This is a genomic window from Methanosarcina baltica, assembly GCF_055394095.1.
In genome coordinates, this window is sequence record NZ_AP042463.1 from 3,227,614 (window position 1) to 3,243,840 (window position 16,227).

Here is a 16,227-nt window from a genome sequence, read left to right on the forward strand (position 1 = left end):
AAGTGTTAAAAAATAAAATATATTTTTATAATAATAATAATTGATAATTATATAGGTTTTGAAACAAAGTTTCGAAAAAAAGGTTCTGAAAAGAGAAACAGGGGGACAATCGGGAAAAAGCAGAGAAAAATCGGGAAAAAGTAAGAGAAAAAACAGGGAAAAAAGGAAAAAAACAGAGAACTCAGAAGTTCTCTGTGATGTAATCTGCCATTGACTCGAACATCTTGCGACCGGTGTCGGAACCGAGGATTGCTTCAGAAGCCCTTTCCGGGTGCGGCATGAGCCCGATGACGTTTCTGCCTTCGTTTACGATTCCTGCAATGTTTTCGATAGAGCCGTTGGGGTTGGCTTCGTCCGTAATCTTTCCGTTTTCGTCCACGTAGCGGAAGGCTACCCTTTCGTTTTCGTTAAGTTCGGCGAGGGCCTCTTCTTCGGCGTAGAACTTGCCTTCCATGTGGGCAATGGGGAGCCTGATTACTTCGCCTTTCCTGAATTTGGATGTGAAAGGCGTATCAACGGCTTCCACTCTCAGGCTGGTCCAGTGGCACCTGAATTTTGGGTATGCGTTGGTTGTCAGGGCCCCTTTAAGCATTCCGGCCTCGGTAAGTACCTGGAAGCCGTTGCAGATGCCTATGACAGGTTTTCCTTCGGCTGCAAGCTTTTTCACGGAATCCATGATGGGAGTACGGGCCGCGATTGCTCCGGCTCTCAGGTAGTCCCCGTAGGAAAAACCGCCCGGGACCACGACCCCGTCAAAACCGCTCAGGTCTTCCTGCTTGTACCAGACAGTCTCGGCGTCTAGGCCCATGACCTCTTTTAAGACGTGCAGAACGTCGAGGTCACAGTTGGTGCCTCCAAACTGAATGATGGCAATTTTCATAATCCTTCCCTCAGTATTTTTCTTTCCGATTTTGCCTTTATTTTTTCTCTTCGATTTCGATGGTGTAGTTGTCAACGATCGGGTTTGCGATCAACTTCTGGCACATCTCATCGATTTTCTGCTCCGCAACTCCGACAGATTCGGCTTCAAGCACGATTGTGAAGAGTTTTGCGGTCTTCACACTTTCGGTTGCGTAGCCGAGGTGTTCAAGGGCTCTTTTAACGGTCGTGCCTTCGGGGTCAAGCATTCCCGGCTTCTGTTCAATGGTTACTGTTGCCTGGTACTGCATTTTCGTCAATCCTCAGTGTTTCGGATTATTATTGATTGGGTGATCGGGTATTCCGCGGTTTTTGCGGAAATAAGATTTTGATAATTGTAATGGACATGCAAAAGGTGGTCCGTACCTGTACTCAATCTAATCCATACAAATTGTATGTTACTTAAAAACGTTGCGTATATTGGGGGTTTTGAATAAAAAGCTTGCTTGTTAACTACCTCTCTGCCAGCCTTCGGCTGTCGTGTTAAACCATAGGTTTAACAAGAGTTTCTAATATTCAATTAGAAACATCGAGGAAGGGGACTTTTTGCCTATTTGTTAAAGTTCAAAACCCCTTACTGGCGTACCAGGTTGGAATTGTCCCCTCAAAGGACGCAGCTTTTTTTGAAAATTTTATATCCTGAAAACCTGCGGCCAGGATCGCAAACTAAAAATACATTCATAGAACTGTATTTCCAGAACCTGATTTTGTGAAAGTTTTTTTCAGCAGGATCTGACTCGATTCTTATTTTAGGGCATTTTCGGGCCTGTGCCTGAAAAGCCGGAATATACAAAAAAAGGTGTAATTAATGTGCGGAATCGCCGGAGCTTCGGGGAGTGTCCCTTCCCCTGACATAGAGGCAAAAATTAAAAAAATGCTTGAAATCCTGAGACACAGGGGTCCTGATGCCTGTGGAGTCCATAGCGAAGGGAAAGTAAGCATAGGGAACACCCTCCTTAAAATCACGGGCGACATGCCCCAGCCTCTGAAGGGAGAAAAAGGGGTCCTTGTACTTAACGGGGAAATCTTCAATTTCAGGGAAATCGCAGCGGACCTCGGACTCAGGACCACTTCCGACACAGAAACCCTCCTCCACATGATTGAAACCGGAATAAAGGACAGGATCGGCATAGGGAACAGGACAGACAATTCCGGGGAAAAAAACGGGCCTGAGGCAGGAAAAGACCCCAAAACCCCGGCCCTGGAAGCTGTTTCAGCCGCCCTTTCCCGCGTGAACGGAGACTATGCACTTGCCTATCTCTCGGGGGACGAGCTTGTCTTGGCCCGGGACCCACTGGGAGTAAAACCCCTTTTCTACAGCCTCAGAGAAGGAGGTGAAAGAGACCGGAAGCCGGAACTTTTCTTTGCCTCCGAAAAGAAGGCCCTCCTGCCTTACAAAATTGAGGCATCCCCCTTAGCTCCGGGAAGCGTCCTGAGTTTCAACGTGAAAACCGGAAAAACCCGGGAAATGTCCCTGAAAATCCGACCCCCTGAACTCCGGATCTCGGACGAGGAGAAGGCTGCTGCCGCTTTAAGGGCGGCCCTTGAAAAGGCGGTATCTCTCCGGCTTTCCCCTGGCTGCGGAATTGCTTTTTCCGGAGGCATTGACAGCGCGGTGGTAGCTGCCCTTGCAGGAAAAAAAACCAGAGATTTCCGGCTCTATGCCGTGGGCCTGCCGGACTCTCACGACCTCGTACAGGCCGAATTTGCAGCCCGGGCCCTCGGGATGGAGAACTTACTTGTAACTCACATCCTCTCGCCTGAAGAAATCGAGGCCGCGGTCCCCGAGGTGATCCGGGCGGTGGAGTCCGTTAACCCCATGAAGGTCTCAATAGGGCTTCCCCTCTACATTATCGCAAAACACGCCCGGAAAGACGGGGTCCGGGTGCTTCTAACAGGCCAGGGCTCGGACGAGCTGCTGGCAGGGTACAGGAGGCACGAAGCTTTCCTGGAGGCCGGGGGAGAGGTGCTTGATCGGGAAGTTTTCGGAGACATCTGCAAAATCTCGGAGGTCAACCTTGAGCGGGACGATATGGTCACCATGGCCAACAGTGTGGAGCTTCGGGTGCCCTTTCTTGACCCTGAAGTGGTCAGAGTCGGGCTTGCGATCAGCCCGGAGCTAAAGGTCCAAAAAATGGACGGGGTTTACAGCCGAAAATATATCTTGAGGAAGATGGCCCTGGATTTGCTTTCCCCCGAGCTTGCCCGGAAAGAGAAAAAAGCCATGCAGTACGGGACAGGGGTCCAGAAGGTGCTCGATAAACTGGCCCGAGACGTGGGCTTTTCCAGAAAAGAAGGAAAACATATTGAAAAGTACCTGGACCAGGTTGCTGAGGAAAAGGGAATTTTACTTTAAAGTATATATATTGAATATTATATTTTGAATGATATAATATGCGAAAATAAAAAAGCCTGGACTTCTCAATTTTTTAGAATAATATTGAAAAAACCAAAAACAAATAAATAACTATAAAACAGTTGACTTATAATATTCCTGCAAAGATAATTATACCCTAATATTTATAATCAGAAACCTGACCGGGGGACTCAATATAAAAATAGCAATAACAGGTAAAGGCGGCGTTGGAAAAACAACATTTTCAGGAACTCTTGCAAGGTTGCTTGCAAGGGACGGATACGAGGTACTTGCAATTGACGCAGATCCGGATATGAACCTGGCCTCATCTCTTGGGGTCGAAAACCCCCCAAGGCCTTTGACCGAGTACAAAGATCTTATCGAAGAAAGGGCCGGAGAAGAGGGAGGCGCTTTTATCTATAACCCGAAAGTCGATGACATCGCAGAGGGTTATGGGATCAAGGGCCCTGACGGGGTCCGGATGCTTGTCATGGGTACAGTGGACCGCGGGGGCAGCGGGTGCATGTGCCCGGCTTCGGCTTTCCTGCGGGCCCTCCTCCGCCATCTCATGATCAGGGACAAGAGTGCCGTAATCTTGGACATGGAAGCCGGAATCGAACACCTGGGAAGGGGCACGACCCGGGGCATGGACCTTATGATTGTAGTTGTTGAACCCGGGGCCAGGTCCCTTGAGACCGCGGAACGGATAAAGAAACTGTCTTCCGAAATCGGGGTCAAGAACATCCTTGCCGTGGTCAACAAAGGTGGGGGTGGAAAAGTCAACGGGAGACTTGAGGAGCTCGGAATCCCGGTCCTCGGGGAAATCCCCTACGACACCCAGCTTATTGAAGCCGACCTGCAAAAAATAGCCCCCATCGACATGGGAGGCGAGGCTATCGAAGCTATCCGGGGAATCAAAGACAGACTGCTTGAAATCGTCGAAGAGATCCGGAAAGAGAAAGAAAAAGAGAAAGAAAAGCAGGAAAAGTCTGAGAAATGAGCTAAAAGCAGCTCATCTTACCTCAGCAGGGGGGTCCCCATCCTCGACAGTTCCGGCTTTGGCGGAACTGGCAGGTGGGGGAGGAATGCGTTCAAACATTCGCCGCCTGGATTAAAGTTGTAGTTCTCGCACAGAGGCGAATACAGTTTTTCTTTACGTTGACACTGTTTGATATCACATTGCCAAATATATCTTGAATGGCAAAGAAGCCGGTGGCTCTTTTTCCCTTCACAAACCCTTCCCCTTTAACTGTTTTTACACGGTCAAATTTTCTAATTCCATATATTTTACCGGTTGGAATCTTCTTTTCTGATCTAGCACCTGTTGTCTGCTTGTAGTCCCCGGCTGAAACGTGTTTTTTATGGTAAACCGTATTATCCAGCTTTACCGTTTGCCCGTCCTCGCAGCAGATGGCAACAGCATCATTATAGTGGGTTTTTGAAAGTTTTAAAAATTGTTCTCTCTTAAACTTGGTCTCAAAACCAAAATTTTCTTCAAACTCCCAGTCTGACTTTTTAAGCTGGCTTTTGATAATTCCCATGTTGGTTGCATGTTTGGTTTTTGATTGCTTTTTCTTTAACTCAAACTCTCCGGCATGGAGGGCTTGGTGGCAGGTTTTGCATAAGGTAATAAGGTTTTCCGGAGTGTCGGGGCCTCCATCAGACCTGAAAACGATGTGATGACACTGCAAATGCTTATCCTTTGATTTACCTTTGCAGTGCTGGCATGTGTACCCGTCCCGGTCCAGTACGAAAGCCCTGGCGTTGTAGAAATCCTTCAGTGAACCTTCCTGATACTCAATACCTGAAACTTCCGGATTCGTTATTTTGTGAATGTCAAAGGAAGCCGTTTCGACCTTCCACTTCGTAACCGGTAAGATGGATTCCACAAAGTTTTTTTCTCTGATATGGGACTCCAGCTTACTCCTGATTGAAGGGGCTAGCCTTCCTTCTTTCCTCGAAGCTGCCCTATTATTGAACCTTGCGGGCCTGTACCTTGTTTTCCGGCCTCTCCGGTTTCTTCGGTACATCCTCCGTTGATCCATCTTTTTAAAAACATCCTGTCTTAACTGAATCTCCGACTGGTACACAACTTTTCCGTTAACAATAGCAGCACATCCAACAACTTTCGAGCCTGAGTCTATGCCTGCTATCACGGGCTGAGTGTACCCACTACTTCCGAAAAGCATTTTAATTGTAAATGGTGTGGTTCTCAAAACCTTTGCCTTACCTTCCCTCAAAAGTTTTCTGGCCTTTGAAGGTTTACAGGGCATTAGTGGTTTTCCGTTCTGGTTTTTAATGTAAACTAACATAGAGTTCACCTCCATTTTTTGGAGTTATGCGTATTGGGGTCTATGGAGTCAACCCACCAAATCCGGCTTCCTCTCGATCTGATACTGAAAGGTTTGTATGATGCAAGCACTGTCCCTACCTCTCAGGACTGTTTAACCAGCATCCTTAGAGCCTGAAACTGAGGCGGCATTCCAGGGTAACTATAATATTCTTTCGTATCGGCTGCCAGTATTACAAAGCTCCTTACTGGCGATCTGGTCAACCAGGGACTTGCCGAAACAAGCCCCGTCCTCAAAAACCTGAGCCTGAAGGCTAAGATTTTAGGGAGGGGTAGTTGACTTAACGTTTTTCCTGATGTTACTTTGGATTTAATCTTTGGATTTAATTTTCGAATTTAATTTCTAACTTTTTTTGGACTTTGCTTCAGTTTAGAGAGTCCATGACTTTACTTACAAAGTCATCCGTTTTACTGAGCCTCTGAAGCAGCTTTATTTTTCTCTCGTTTATGTAAGCATCAGCGGGGTCAATTTCCAGAGCCCTGTCGTAGCACTCGGCCGCGTCCTCATATTTACTGAGGTTTTCGAAAATTGTGCCCTTCTGGCACCAGCTAAAAATATCACCAGGTTCAATTTTCAGGGCCTCGTCATAGCATTCGATCGCTTTTTCGAACTTTTGCATGTTGTTGAAGGCAAAGCCCTTGAGACACCAGATCCCCTGGTTTTCAGGATCGATTTTCAGGGCCTCGTCATAGCAGGCCAGGGCCTCATCGGACTTTCCCTTGCGGTCAAGAGCAAAACCCTTCTGGTACCAAGCCTCCATAAAGTTTCTGTCAAGTTCCAGAGCCTCGTCATACAGCTTTATTTTCTCATCGTAATCTGAAGTCTCTTTTGCACGTTTCAGGAGGGAAAATGTATTTTTTTCCCCATTTCCAGGTAATTCCTCTATCATGAGATCCTCGGGCTTGACGCTGTCCTCAGGTCTTATGTTATCCTTTGCTATTGTACCACTCTCCTTTTAGAAAGGTTCCCGCTCCTGTTCCAAAAACAAATTTTCCGGCATTCTGTTTGCACTTTTTTCCGGTTGTTCTTAATTTGAATTAGTATTATTATAATTCTTATCAATTTTTGCTTTTGAAAGTATATATTTTTTCTGTTCCCGGATACGGAAATCGTGAATATTCACTCTTCCGCCAGCTTTTTTTCCCGGCTTATTTCAGAAAGCACCTTTACCTTGTTTTCAAGAGCCGGCCCAAAACCAGGCCTCAGCTCCAAAGTCCGGTTGTAGCTTTTCAGGGCTTCTCCATACTCTTTAAGCTCCTGTAAAATAAGTCCCCTGTTATACCAGAGTTTCAGGTCCTCAGGGAAGAGTTCAATAGCCCTGTCATACATGTCCCTGGCTTCCTCAAACCTTCCAAGTACGACAAGCAGTTCCCCTTTTGCGGCGAGGGCTTCTTGATATTCAGGCCTGTGGACCAGAGCGGTCCCGTAAGCTTCGAGGGCCTCTTCTTTTCGGTCGAGCGCCGAAAGAACTGCCCCTTTTCCGGCCCAGGCTTCGGCGTAGTCCGGGTTTTCTCCGAGGACGGTTTCGTAGAGTTCCAGGGCTTCCTCATGGCGACCGAGTCTTGCGAGGACCACCCCTTTATTATCCCGGGCGGCCGCAAAGGCGGGTTCCAGTTCGTTTGTCCTGACATAGGCTTCAAGGGCCTCCTCAAGCCTCCCGAGTTCGGAGAGGACCACGCCTCTGTTAAACCAGATTTTATAGTCGGAAGGGTCAGTTTCCAGCACTTGATCAAGAAGCCCCAAAGCTTCCAAATGCCTGCCTGTTTTGTAGAGGAGCACGCTTTTCTGGAAAAGGACGGAAACGTTTTCAGGGTCTTTACTGAGAATTTCAAAACAGTTACCGAAATCTTCATAGTAGGAAAGGGACGCATAAATCCCCCGGACTGCCTGGAACTGACCCAGGAGTCCGTATTCTTCGGCCCCGCCTTTCGTAAAGAAAGGAGAGTCCTCGGTAAGAAGGGTTTCCCGGATTTCTTTCCTGTATTCCCTGTTGTTCCTGTTCCAGAACATCCCTTCAATATTTTTAATTTCCTTTGAGAACTCCTGAATACATAAATTTTTGCTTTCGGAGAGAGAAGAGGGAGACTCCCCCGCCTGGCAGCTGTTAATTCCGGAAAAGGCAGTAATTGCAGCCTTGCAGTGGTTGCTCAGTTCATCCAGATGGTTGCTGATTTTTTTTGAGTGTACTATGCTATTCATGTTTCCATCCTTTTTTTTATGCGGATTTTTTTATGCAGTTTGGTATTTACTATCCGGTTTTTTCCCTATTGCTTAGAAATGAGTCAAATATAGTATCAAGTATTTTTGTTTACCATTTCTTAACCACGGAAAAACACGGAAGGACACGGAAACCGGCCTGATGGCCGGTGAGTAAGCCGAGACTTTAAATACCCGAGTTTCGCTTCGGGAGCACGAGGTCCGTTTCGCTCGCTTCGCTCACTCAAGCGGACTAAAAAACGCCAGAACAACCTTAATTGGTGCCTTCCGGGATTCTTTTTCCGTGTGTTCCGTGTGTTCCGTGGTTTAAATGCACACACAAGACATTTCTATTAACAAAAATATAACCTGTGTGGGTATAAAGTGATTCCCTACCTGAAAATATGAAGTTATTTTTCAGCCATTCCTTAACGGTTACAGAAGTTGCCAAGCTTGGAATTTAGGCTCAGATCGGGCTCGAACTTCCCCTTTGTAGCCAGCACAAGGTCAACGGTCTTCCCGAGGCCGACCTTTTTTCCCGGATTCGGGTTCTGCTTGATCACGTATCCGAAATTAATCCCCGCCACAAAAATGGGTTGTTTGCTGATTTCCCCTACCTGCAGCCCTGCGTCTTCCAATGTTTTTTTGGCCTTGTCGAGAGGTAGTCTGACCACTTTCGGGACTTCAACCTCTTCTTCATCTTTAAAAGCCGGGGCCTCATTTCTTTCCTCGGCCCCACCCGCTGTCTCGCCCACCCCACTCGCGGATTCCGGCCTGTCCAGCAGCTCTTCAAGCAGCTCAATTGCGCCGCTTATCCTGAGCAGGGTTTCTTCCAGGTTTTCTTTCCGGTTCTGGAGCCCTTTCAGGGTGTTTTCAATATCAATCAGGATCTTCTGGCCGGATTTATATTCAGCCTCAAGTTCTTCCAGGCGTTGTTCAAGCTTTACCTTCATGGTACACTGTCCTTTTTTATTTTAACGGACATCCAGAGATAACTTCCATTTTTATTCCAGATGTCATTTATTAAATATAATTTTTTAATACACCTAGTTCCCTTAATACTTTTTAAATTATACATTTTAATCTCCCTTTCTGGCTCAACTTTCTAAGTTTTATGACATTTTTGTGAAAAATACTGAAAATCTTCATAGAGATTGTCGAAGCCAAAAAAGAAGCCTTGCTTCTGATTTTTATATATTCTTTAAAATCAAAAGTCAAATCAAAAATCTGAATCGCATTCAAAAATCAGAGGTTATACTTATGGAGTCCATAAGTCCTGAACAGATAGAAAAAATAAACGGGTATGGTAGAGAACTAATTGAGTTACTGAAACTGGAAACTTCTCCTGTTGGAGTTGCCCTTATCCGGAAAGAGGAGGAAATCCCGAAAGGAATAAAAAAAATCGAAGAAGGGATGAAGCACTGCCAGATGGTGGACCGCGTGCGGAGCACGAAAGAAGAGTTCGTTGCTTACCTGGCCGACCAGGCCTGTAAAGGCGGGGCTGCGGCCCTGGGTCTCGGGCACATGCCCCCGAAACTTGCAAGCGGGGAGTTTTACCACAAGAATCTCAAACATTTCAAGACGCTGGAGGCTTCCAGAAAGACTCTTGAAAAAGTCCCCATGTTGGAGGCTGAGAGCATGAAGGCCGTCCTCTACGGCCCCCTGGAAAAGGTGAGCTTCATGCCGGATGTAGTGGTTATTATCTGCTCTCCTATACAGATAATGCTCCTGACCCAGGCCCTCCTCTACAACGAGGGAGGTCGGGTGGAGGCCGAATTCGCAGGCAAGCAAAGCATCTGTTCCGATGCCGTGGCCGAGCCCTACCTGAGCGGCAAGGTCGGGATCACGGTCGGCTGCTCTGGGAGCCGGAAGTTTACCGGAATCAAAGACTCGGAACTGACCATGGGGCTGCCTGTGGGAAAGCTTAAGGAGCTTATGGAAGGTTTGAGGGCGATTACTGCTTAAAAATGATTATTCCGGCCCCGGCGGCATAATCGCTAAAACTTCGAACAGAAGCGGGTTTTTTGAGTTTGGATTTTTCGGAAACATGGACTCTCAACCCGCTGCAGGAGGCAATCCTACCCGGCCGAAATGAACATATCTCGAACCATTCAGAAAAACGGGCCAGGCTACTCAAAAAGCTTTTTGCCATGTCCGGCCAAATATATTTACCTGTTTTTCAAGGTTGCCGGGTTTTCAACGCCGCAGGTCGGTTTTGATAAGTACACTTCTACACTTCGGCCAGAGCTTCATTTTTACGAATCAAACCCAATTTCCAGAAATAGTTAATGATTTCGAGATGGGGAGACGGGGCTCTCCCCGGTCGCGCAAGCGAGCGGCCTTTTCGTGATAACACACATAAAAAATTTGATTTCACAAAAACCCTGTGGTAGATGCTGAAATTTCGATTCATCTCAAAAAACAGTGGTGTAAAAGTGTGCATCCGTTTTCCATCATTCTTGAAAAGCCCGGCCTCCTTCGTCGGCCGTTGAGGGCCCGTTTTTCCTACTCTCGGTAATCAATCCTACCCGGTCCGAATAATAATTTTTCGAATCATCTCAGAAATCCGGGCCATGCGACTCAAAAGGCGTTTCATCACCACAGATCGAATATATGTCATCTGTTCTGGTATCCCTTCCCTTTTTCACAAAAAGTAGATGATCACGGGCAGGAGAATAACCCCCATGGCATGAGATTTCCTGACCTTCATAAAACCGGCCATCATCCCTATGGGAGTCGAGATTATGAAAATAAAGAGCCCGAAAAGTCCGGTGAAGAGAAGAACCATGGCCGCAAGTCCGATTAGCACGGAAAAACAGAGTTTATGGTAATCAATTTTCATCAGGAAGCGGTGGATGTTGTTTCCTATGAAAACCGTAGAAAAATAGGAGAGCAGGGAACTGAGCAGTATAGCCGCAAAAAAGAGGATGATCGTAACGTTTCCGATAACCTCCGGCCCCAGGACCTCGTTTACTGCGGCCATCGCCCCGCTCCGGGTTTTTCCTATAACCATCAGGGCCACAAGCCCGAAAATCGCGTTGGAGGTGTTCACACCCGAGACCGATACGATAAACTCTTTTGCACTTTCGAGCCCGGAGTCGGAATCGTCTGCGTCCCATGAAACTGAAAGCGGAGCGGGAGATACTGATGCCGGCGAGCCTCTTTCCTGATTTTCAGCCTCCGGGTAAGTTTTCGGGGAACTTTCTGTAATCAGACCTGAGTCCTGGCCTGAATCTTCTTTTTTCCGACTTTTTAGGATTGCGCTTTCCGTGTCAAAATTCCCTCCCATAAGGAGCCGGGCCAGAAGCGCCGCAATTGCGGAGGAGACTCCCGGAAGCCAGGCGACAAGGGAGCCTGCAGCACTTCCGGTAAGCACGCCCCTCACGATCCGTTTACGGGAAAGTTCCATCCTGGTCTCGGAACTTGTCGGGATGCTTGAACCTGTCATGAGGCTTATGACGAGCTGGGAGGCCCCGAAAAGCCCGCTCAAGAGGGGGAGCAGGATCGAAGCCGTTCCGAAATTAATGATGGGGTCCATAAGACCCTCCATGCGGAAGGCAAAAAGCCCGAGAATTCCCGTTATCAGGAAAAGGAAGAGGGCAAGGGCCCGGTATCTGTAAACCGCAAGCGAGCCCTGGCCGGGCAGCTTTTCCCCCTTTTCACTCGCAAGCATGAGAAACACTATGAAGATCAGGACCCAGGCCATGTACTCTTCCAGGTAGGGATACATGGCCCCGAAAAAGAGGGAGAAGGGAATAACAAAGAGCAGGGACGCCACAACCGAGGCGGCACTCCCGAGCGCCGAGAGCCGGACCGCCTCGGCCCCGAAACCCTCAAGCAAAAGCCTGTGTCCGGGCAGGACTGCGAGGGCCGTGTCTCCATCGGGAGCCCCCAGAAAAACGGAAGGGATGATATCATGGAAGGTGTGGGCGATAGCGTTAGAGAGGATAATAAGGGCAACATAGAAAGGAGGCAGGCCCTGCTCGGTCAGCACAGGGGAAAAGGCCACAAGCATCAGGGCGAAGTTGTTCGTGTGGATGCCCGGCACGAGGCCTGAAAAAACGCCCAGCAGGTACCCTGCGAAAATGGACGCCAGTACCAGTGGCAGCGATAACGAAAGAGCCGTTTCAAGGCCAGGATTCAATAAGATGCCCCCAAAATTCCCATTTTTCGATTAACCCCCGATTTCCGATAACTAAAATTCCCGGGAATCCGGGAACTGTAAAAGATTGAATAAATTTTTACGAACTCATCCTTTGTAAATTTTTGCATGAATTACCGGAAGAGATGTTTAGTTGAGGAAGGAAGTTTTTTATTATTTTCAGAATATTTGAGGGCCGGGCTGCCAGGTGAAAAGGAATGAGCAAAAGGGACATCTTCCTGAAATGAAGTGTTTTTCCTAAGGAAATGGCCAATCCTTCAGAAGGGTCTGATGAAAAACCAGGGGCTGTTCAAGGACGAAACAGGGAGTTGGCCCATGAAAAAACAGGGCAGATGGTATGAAAATGGGGGGAATTCCTGTTTCCCTTCAAACAATCCGGGAAGGGGGGTTTGTAAATAAAGCAAACTTGATCTGGGTGGGGGAACTTCAAAATATTTCATATGTCTCTGGAACTTAACCTTTTTCCCAAGGGTCTCTATACATTCGTTGTCCTGCGGACAGACCTACACATGGCACAAATAATTGAATTGTAGGCATGAACAATTTTACTTTCGTTATCTGATAAGTCCGCCAAAAAATTTCGATGCAATGTATCGCATCAAAGTAAAGAAAAAATCAATTCCACTTATGTTTTATAGATAAGAGACAATGTATAAATTGCAGTTTAAAGATGCTAATCTTGAAGGGGTTCATGAGTTAGCATTTCACAGGTATCATAGGGAAAACATGAGGTTATTGCCATTTCCTCAGCCCTACCTCCAAACATAACTGCAAAATATCTCTCCAGAAAGGTGTGGACTCTTCCCCCAGCCTCCTGAAGGCCCGGAGGAAGAGGATCCCTCATATGAGACTATTTTCACATCCCGGTCAATTTTTGGGAAAGCTATTACCCGGAAAATTATTCCTGGAAAATTATTCCCGAAAAATTATTCCCGGAAAATCATTCATAAATGATACAGAGGCCCCAGCTGTCCAGGGTCCCCACATCTCTTTTTGCAAGATCCTCAACCTTCAGGATCCAGATCCCGTTTATATCTTTGCTCACGGCAGCCTGCATTTCATCCCCGGATCTGGTGCTGTAAACCTTTCGGAGATCTCTCCTGCCGTACCCGGTCCTGTTATGCAGGACCAGTTCCTCTCCCGAAGGCATAAGGAGAGAAACCCTGAGATCCCCTATCCGGCTGTGGCTGATGTCCAGGGAAACGTCCAGGTTTACGATTTTTCCCGACTTTTCGATTTCGATCCGGCTTTCTATGCCTGCGGGGTCATTGTCAGGAATTTCCTTAAAGGGGAAGAGTTCCCTTTTAAGTTCCTTCTTTTCGGCTTTCCGGGCCAGAAACTTAAGCTCCCAGCGGACCAGGTAGCCGCTGTGTTCCCTTGCGTGGTCCGAAACCCTCAGGGTCCATTTCCCCTGTACCCGGTCTCCCAGATAGGCCCGAAGCCCGGGGACCGAGCCCAGGTTGTACGTCCTGACAAGGTTTTTTTTCGAATCCTTCTGTCGGTCATGCAGGACCACACTTTCTCCGATCGGAGAGAACAGGGTAACCCTCAGATCCCTAAGGTAGGGGTGCATGATAGTCACACTCACCCGGATATCCTCAACCAGCCCCTCTTCCGGAATATAAATGGAACTCTGTATCCCTTCCGGACAATTGTCGGGGACATAGGCCTTCGGGAAAAGCTCTTTTTCAATCAGGTGCAGGTCCGCTTTGGGTTCTCCTATCCCCACCGCGGCCCAGGCGTCCTTTATCGTGGCATATTCTGGGCCTTTTCGGCCGTATAATTGCCAGCAGGCATTTAGCAGAGCGTACCTTGCCTGCCTGAAGGTCCAGCGGCTCAGAGTCGAGCTGGCAAGGTAGGCGGTAAGAGCAAGGAAATAGATCTGCTCGGCCTTTTCCCTTCCGATCCCCTCAACCGAAATTCCGTAATGGGTCCCGCCCTCGATAATCAGGTAGGCGACCTTGTTGGGAATTCCACTGTTGTAATGGACGTATCCCCTGTCGTTTTTGTAAGGGTCCGACCGTTCCCCCGGGACCAGGTAGTGGCAGTTGTCCGCATGGTCCGGCTGCCCGTATTTTTCAGGAGAGGAAAGGTCCCTCAGGGCGTCTCCTTCGTGGTAGGGGGTATAGACCCCTTCCCCCATCTGCCAGTCCGTAATCGTCTCTCTGTTCGAGATAAAAACCGCAAAGACGTCTGCGAAAGACTCGTCCAGGGCCCCTGCTTCTTCAGTGTACACAAAGCGGGCCGTGAGGGAGCAAAGGGCATGGGTCATTTCATGGGCCACCAGGTCAAGGGCAAAAGCCAGAGGTTTCCAGCGGTACCCGTCTCCGTCTCCGAAAACAAGCTGCTTGTAGTAGTCGCTCCAGAAGGCGTTGTTGTAGTTCCGCCCAAAATGGACGGTGGAGACAAGGGCTGCCCCCCGGTCGTCATAGCTGTCCCTGCCAAACCTGTCTTTGAAATACCTGTACACAACTGCCATGTGCTCATGAGCGGCCAGGGCCACCTCATCGGGAACGGTCTCCTCGTCTTCAAGGATAAGCTCTCCCGGGACCTCGGTTTCGTTGTGGGCGGTATAGGTCCGCCTTGATAGAGCATCCCGGATCTGGGAAAAACTGTAGAGCACCTTCCCTGTGCGGGCATCTACAAAATAAAAGCTCCCCGCAAGGCCCTCCGCAGAGAGGGTTTCGATCTGCCAGGTCAGATGGGGCCGTTTTTCCCGGTCCCTGTAAATCATTTGCCAGGCCCCGGGCAGCCTGAGCTTTTTTTTCGGCCCGAGGTCTTCAAGCACGGTTTCTATTGCGGATATGACAGTTACCTCTGGCTCGAGAGATAGCCTGAGCTCTGCAAGCCGGTAGTCCTTGCAGGCAAAGACCACTCCTTCCGGGTTTATATGGACCTGAAGGGACCCCTCAAAAACAGGCAGCTCTGAGAGAAACTGGCGAAAAAGAACGTGGTGAGCTCCATGTATATCGGACACGACATCCGCCAGTTCCAGATATTCCACCAGGCCTTCCTGCATGTCCACAAGGTCCCGGTTTTCTTCCAGATATTTTCGGGCTATGACTTCCGGGTTTTTGGAAGAAGGACTTGAGAGCTTTCCCCGCATAAACCTGGGAATTTTCATATTTTTATCCCAGAAGATTTCCAATTTTGGGTCAAACTTTTTCAACTTCGTCAGGGCTTTTGACTGCTTTTCGTTCAGCTTTGCCATGTTTTCCCTTTAAATCTATTTAGGCACCCGAGTTTCGCTTCCCGAGTTTCGCTTCCCGAGTTTCGCTTCGGGATCACAGGAAATCAAAGATTTCCTGGGAGTTGCGATGAAATCGCAACAGCAAGAGGTCCGTTTCGCTCGCTTCGCTCACTCAAGCGGACTGAAAAACGCCAGAACAACCTTAAAATCGTCTTCCTGCATCCTTTTTCCGTGTGTTCCGTGTGTTCCGTGGTTTGAATGCACACACCAAACGTCTCCACCAACAAAAACACAACCTGTATGAGTATAGAGCAATTCCCGAACGGAAAATCTGAACTTATATTTTTACAATTCCTTAGTAACTTTCAGGCCGAAGCCCCACACAAAACCGGGATTCTAAGCCTGATTCGATGTCGAGATCAGAAAGGTATTCCCCAGAGGGGATACCACCTTTCCACATCCTTTTCAATCGGAAGTTCCCGCTCCATCCCGGCCCTGAGCCTGAATTCGAAGGAGCTGTCCCTTTTGTTTCCCGGAAGAGGCACGAAGGGATAATAAGTCCCCTGCTTGAAGTTAAAGATCCAGTAAACCGCTTTCCTGCCTGCATATCTCCCGCTCTCCGAACTATCCTTATCCTTTTCGGCCTCCCTTTCAAAGCGGTAGATGGCACAGAGAAGCTGTTTTCCAAAACCGTGTCCCATAAGGGTCTCACTGACCAGGTGGACGTTTGCGACCAGGTCCTCAAAATCGGGGTCTTTAAAGACTGCCCAGAGAAAGCTGTACTCATCTTTTTCAAGCCTGAATTCCGTCCCGGTTTCCTTTGCGCTGAACTCCAGCAGCTCCTCGATTTCCTGTCTTGCAGCTGCATACCCGGAGGCTTCGACCGGTTTGAAGCAAAGCCCGGCCATCTCCGAGGGGGTCAGGCCCAGGTTGCTTTCCAGCGTGATGCTCGCCGTGGACATGGCAAAGAGTCTATCAGGTTTTGCTTTCGGGAGCCTGCTCCGGCCGAGGACGGCGTCCATGAAGTCCCGGAAACCCATCAGGCTCTCCCCCT

General features: G+C 48.4%; 12 protein-coding genes. 3 read left to right on the forward strand and 9 right to left on the reverse strand.

Going from position 1 to position 16,227, the window contains the following annotated elements; all coding sequences use genetic code 11:
• Positions 1-181: 181 nt before the first annotated feature.
• Together purQ and purS are read right to left on the reverse strand one after the other, a co-directional pair.
• Entirely contained in the window at positions 182-880 is a 699-nt protein-coding gene (gene purQ, locus ACZ5QV_RS14095; RefSeq protein ID WP_464600404.1) for a phosphoribosylformylglycinamidine synthase I, read from the reverse strand.
• Between the two features lie 37 nt (positions 881-917).
• Positions 918-1,169, reverse strand: a complete 252-nt coding sequence (purS, locus tag ACZ5QV_RS14100) for a phosphoribosylformylglycinamidine synthase subunit PurS (RefSeq protein WP_464600405.1) — start codon at positions 1,167-1,169, stop codon at positions 918-920.
• Positions 1,170-1,726: 557 nt separating this feature from the next.
• Here purS and ACZ5QV_RS14105 point away from each other — a divergent pair.
• Both ACZ5QV_RS14105 and ACZ5QV_RS14110 read left to right on the forward strand, forming a co-directional pair.
• Positions 1,727-3,274 (forward strand): asparagine synthetase B family protein, encoded by a 1,548-nt coding sequence (locus tag ACZ5QV_RS14105; RefSeq protein ID WP_464600406.1) that lies wholly within the window; start codon positions 1,727-1,729, stop codon positions 3,272-3,274.
• A gap of 178 nt (positions 3,275-3,452) precedes the next feature.
• Positions 3,453-4,274, forward strand: coding sequence for an ATP-binding protein (locus ACZ5QV_RS14110; protein ID WP_464602114.1), 822 nt, complete (start codon positions 3,453-3,455; stop codon positions 4,272-4,274).
• A 91-nt stretch (positions 4,275-4,365) separates the two neighbouring features.
• On the opposite strand, the gene iscB is transcribed toward ACZ5QV_RS14110, so the two are convergent.
• The 4 genes from iscB to ACZ5QV_RS14130 all read right to left on the reverse strand — a co-directional run bounded on the left by iscB (position 4,366) and on the right by ACZ5QV_RS14130 (position 8,774).
• Positions 4,366-5,586 (reverse strand): RNA-guided endonuclease IscB, encoded by a 1,221-nt coding sequence (iscB, locus tag ACZ5QV_RS14115; RefSeq protein WP_464600407.1) that lies wholly within the window; start codon positions 5,584-5,586, stop codon positions 4,366-4,368.
• A 403-nt stretch (positions 5,587-5,989) separates the two neighbouring features.
• A complete protein-coding gene (locus ACZ5QV_RS14120) occupies positions 5,990-6,514 on the reverse strand; it encodes a tetratricopeptide repeat protein (RefSeq protein ID WP_464600408.1) in 525 nt (174 codons plus the stop codon).
• Positions 6,515-6,744: 230 nt separating this feature from the next.
• Entirely contained in the window at positions 6,745-7,824 is a 1,080-nt protein-coding gene (locus tag ACZ5QV_RS14125; RefSeq protein WP_464600409.1) for a tetratricopeptide repeat protein, read from the reverse strand.
• 425 nt (positions 7,825-8,249) lie between these two features.
• Positions 8,250-8,774, reverse strand: coding sequence for a PASTA domain-containing protein (locus ACZ5QV_RS14130; protein ID WP_464600410.1), 525 nt, complete (start codon positions 8,772-8,774; stop codon positions 8,250-8,252).
• Between the two features lie 307 nt (positions 8,775-9,081).
• On the opposite strand from ACZ5QV_RS14130, the gene ACZ5QV_RS14135 reads away from it, so the two are divergent.
• A complete protein-coding gene (locus ACZ5QV_RS14135) occupies positions 9,082-9,786 on the forward strand; it encodes a DUF169 domain-containing protein (protein ID WP_464600411.1) in 705 nt (234 codons plus the stop codon).
• 679 nt (positions 9,787-10,465) lie between these two features.
• Here ACZ5QV_RS14135 and ACZ5QV_RS14140 read toward each other — a convergent pair.
• From ACZ5QV_RS14140 to pspAB, 3 genes are all read right to left on the reverse strand, one after another.
• A complete protein-coding gene (locus ACZ5QV_RS14140) occupies positions 10,466-11,965 on the reverse strand; it encodes a tripartite tricarboxylate transporter permease (protein ID WP_464600412.1) in 1,500 nt (499 codons plus the stop codon).
• Between the two features lie 958 nt (positions 11,966-12,923).
• Complete coding sequence (locus ACZ5QV_RS14145; protein ID WP_464600413.1) at positions 12,924-15,194, reverse strand: M4 family metallopeptidase; 2,271 nt, start codon at positions 15,192-15,194, stop codon at positions 12,924-12,926.
• A gap of 398 nt (positions 15,195-15,592) precedes the next feature.
• Positions 15,593-16,213 (reverse strand): PspA-associated protein PspAB, encoded by a 621-nt coding sequence (pspAB, locus tag ACZ5QV_RS14150; protein WP_464600414.1) that lies wholly within the window; start codon positions 16,211-16,213, stop codon positions 15,593-15,595.
• Between the last annotated feature and the right edge of the window lie 14 nt (positions 16,214-16,227).

Coding starts and splice junctions, on each gene's coding strand:
- purS (WP_464600405.1), bottom strand. CDS start 1,169: ATGCAGTACCAGGCAACAGTAACCATTGAACAGAAGCCGGGAATGCTT.
- ACZ5QV_RS14145 (WP_464600413.1), bottom strand. CDS start 15,194: ATGGCAAAGCTGAACGAAAAGCAGTCAAAAGCCCTGACGAAGTTGAAA.
- purQ (WP_464600404.1), bottom strand. CDS start 880: ATGAAAATTGCCATCATTCAGTTTGGAGGCACCAACTGTGACCTCGAC.
- ACZ5QV_RS14120 (WP_464600408.1), bottom strand. CDS start 6,514: ATGATAGAGGAATTACCTGGAAATGGGGAAAAAAATACATTTTCCCTC.
- ACZ5QV_RS14125 (WP_464600409.1), bottom strand. CDS start 7,824: ATGAATAGCATAGTACACTCAAAAAAAATCAGCAACCATCTGGATGAA.
- ACZ5QV_RS14130 (WP_464600410.1), bottom strand. CDS start 8,774: ATGAAGGTAAAGCTTGAACAACGCCTGGAAGAACTTGAGGCTGAATAT.
- ACZ5QV_RS14105 (WP_464600406.1), top strand. CDS start 1,727: ATGTGCGGAATCGCCGGAGCTTCGGGGAGTGTCCCTTCCCCTGACATA.
- ACZ5QV_RS14135 (WP_464600411.1), top strand. CDS start 9,082: ATGGAGTCCATAAGTCCTGAACAGATAGAAAAAATAAACGGGTATGGT.
- pspAB (WP_464600414.1), bottom strand. CDS start 16,213: ATGGGTTTCCGGGACTTCATGGACGCCGTCCTCGGCCGGAGCAGGCTC.
- iscB (WP_464600407.1), bottom strand. CDS start 5,586: ATGTTAGTTTACATTAAAAACCAGAACGGAAAACCACTAATGCCCTGT.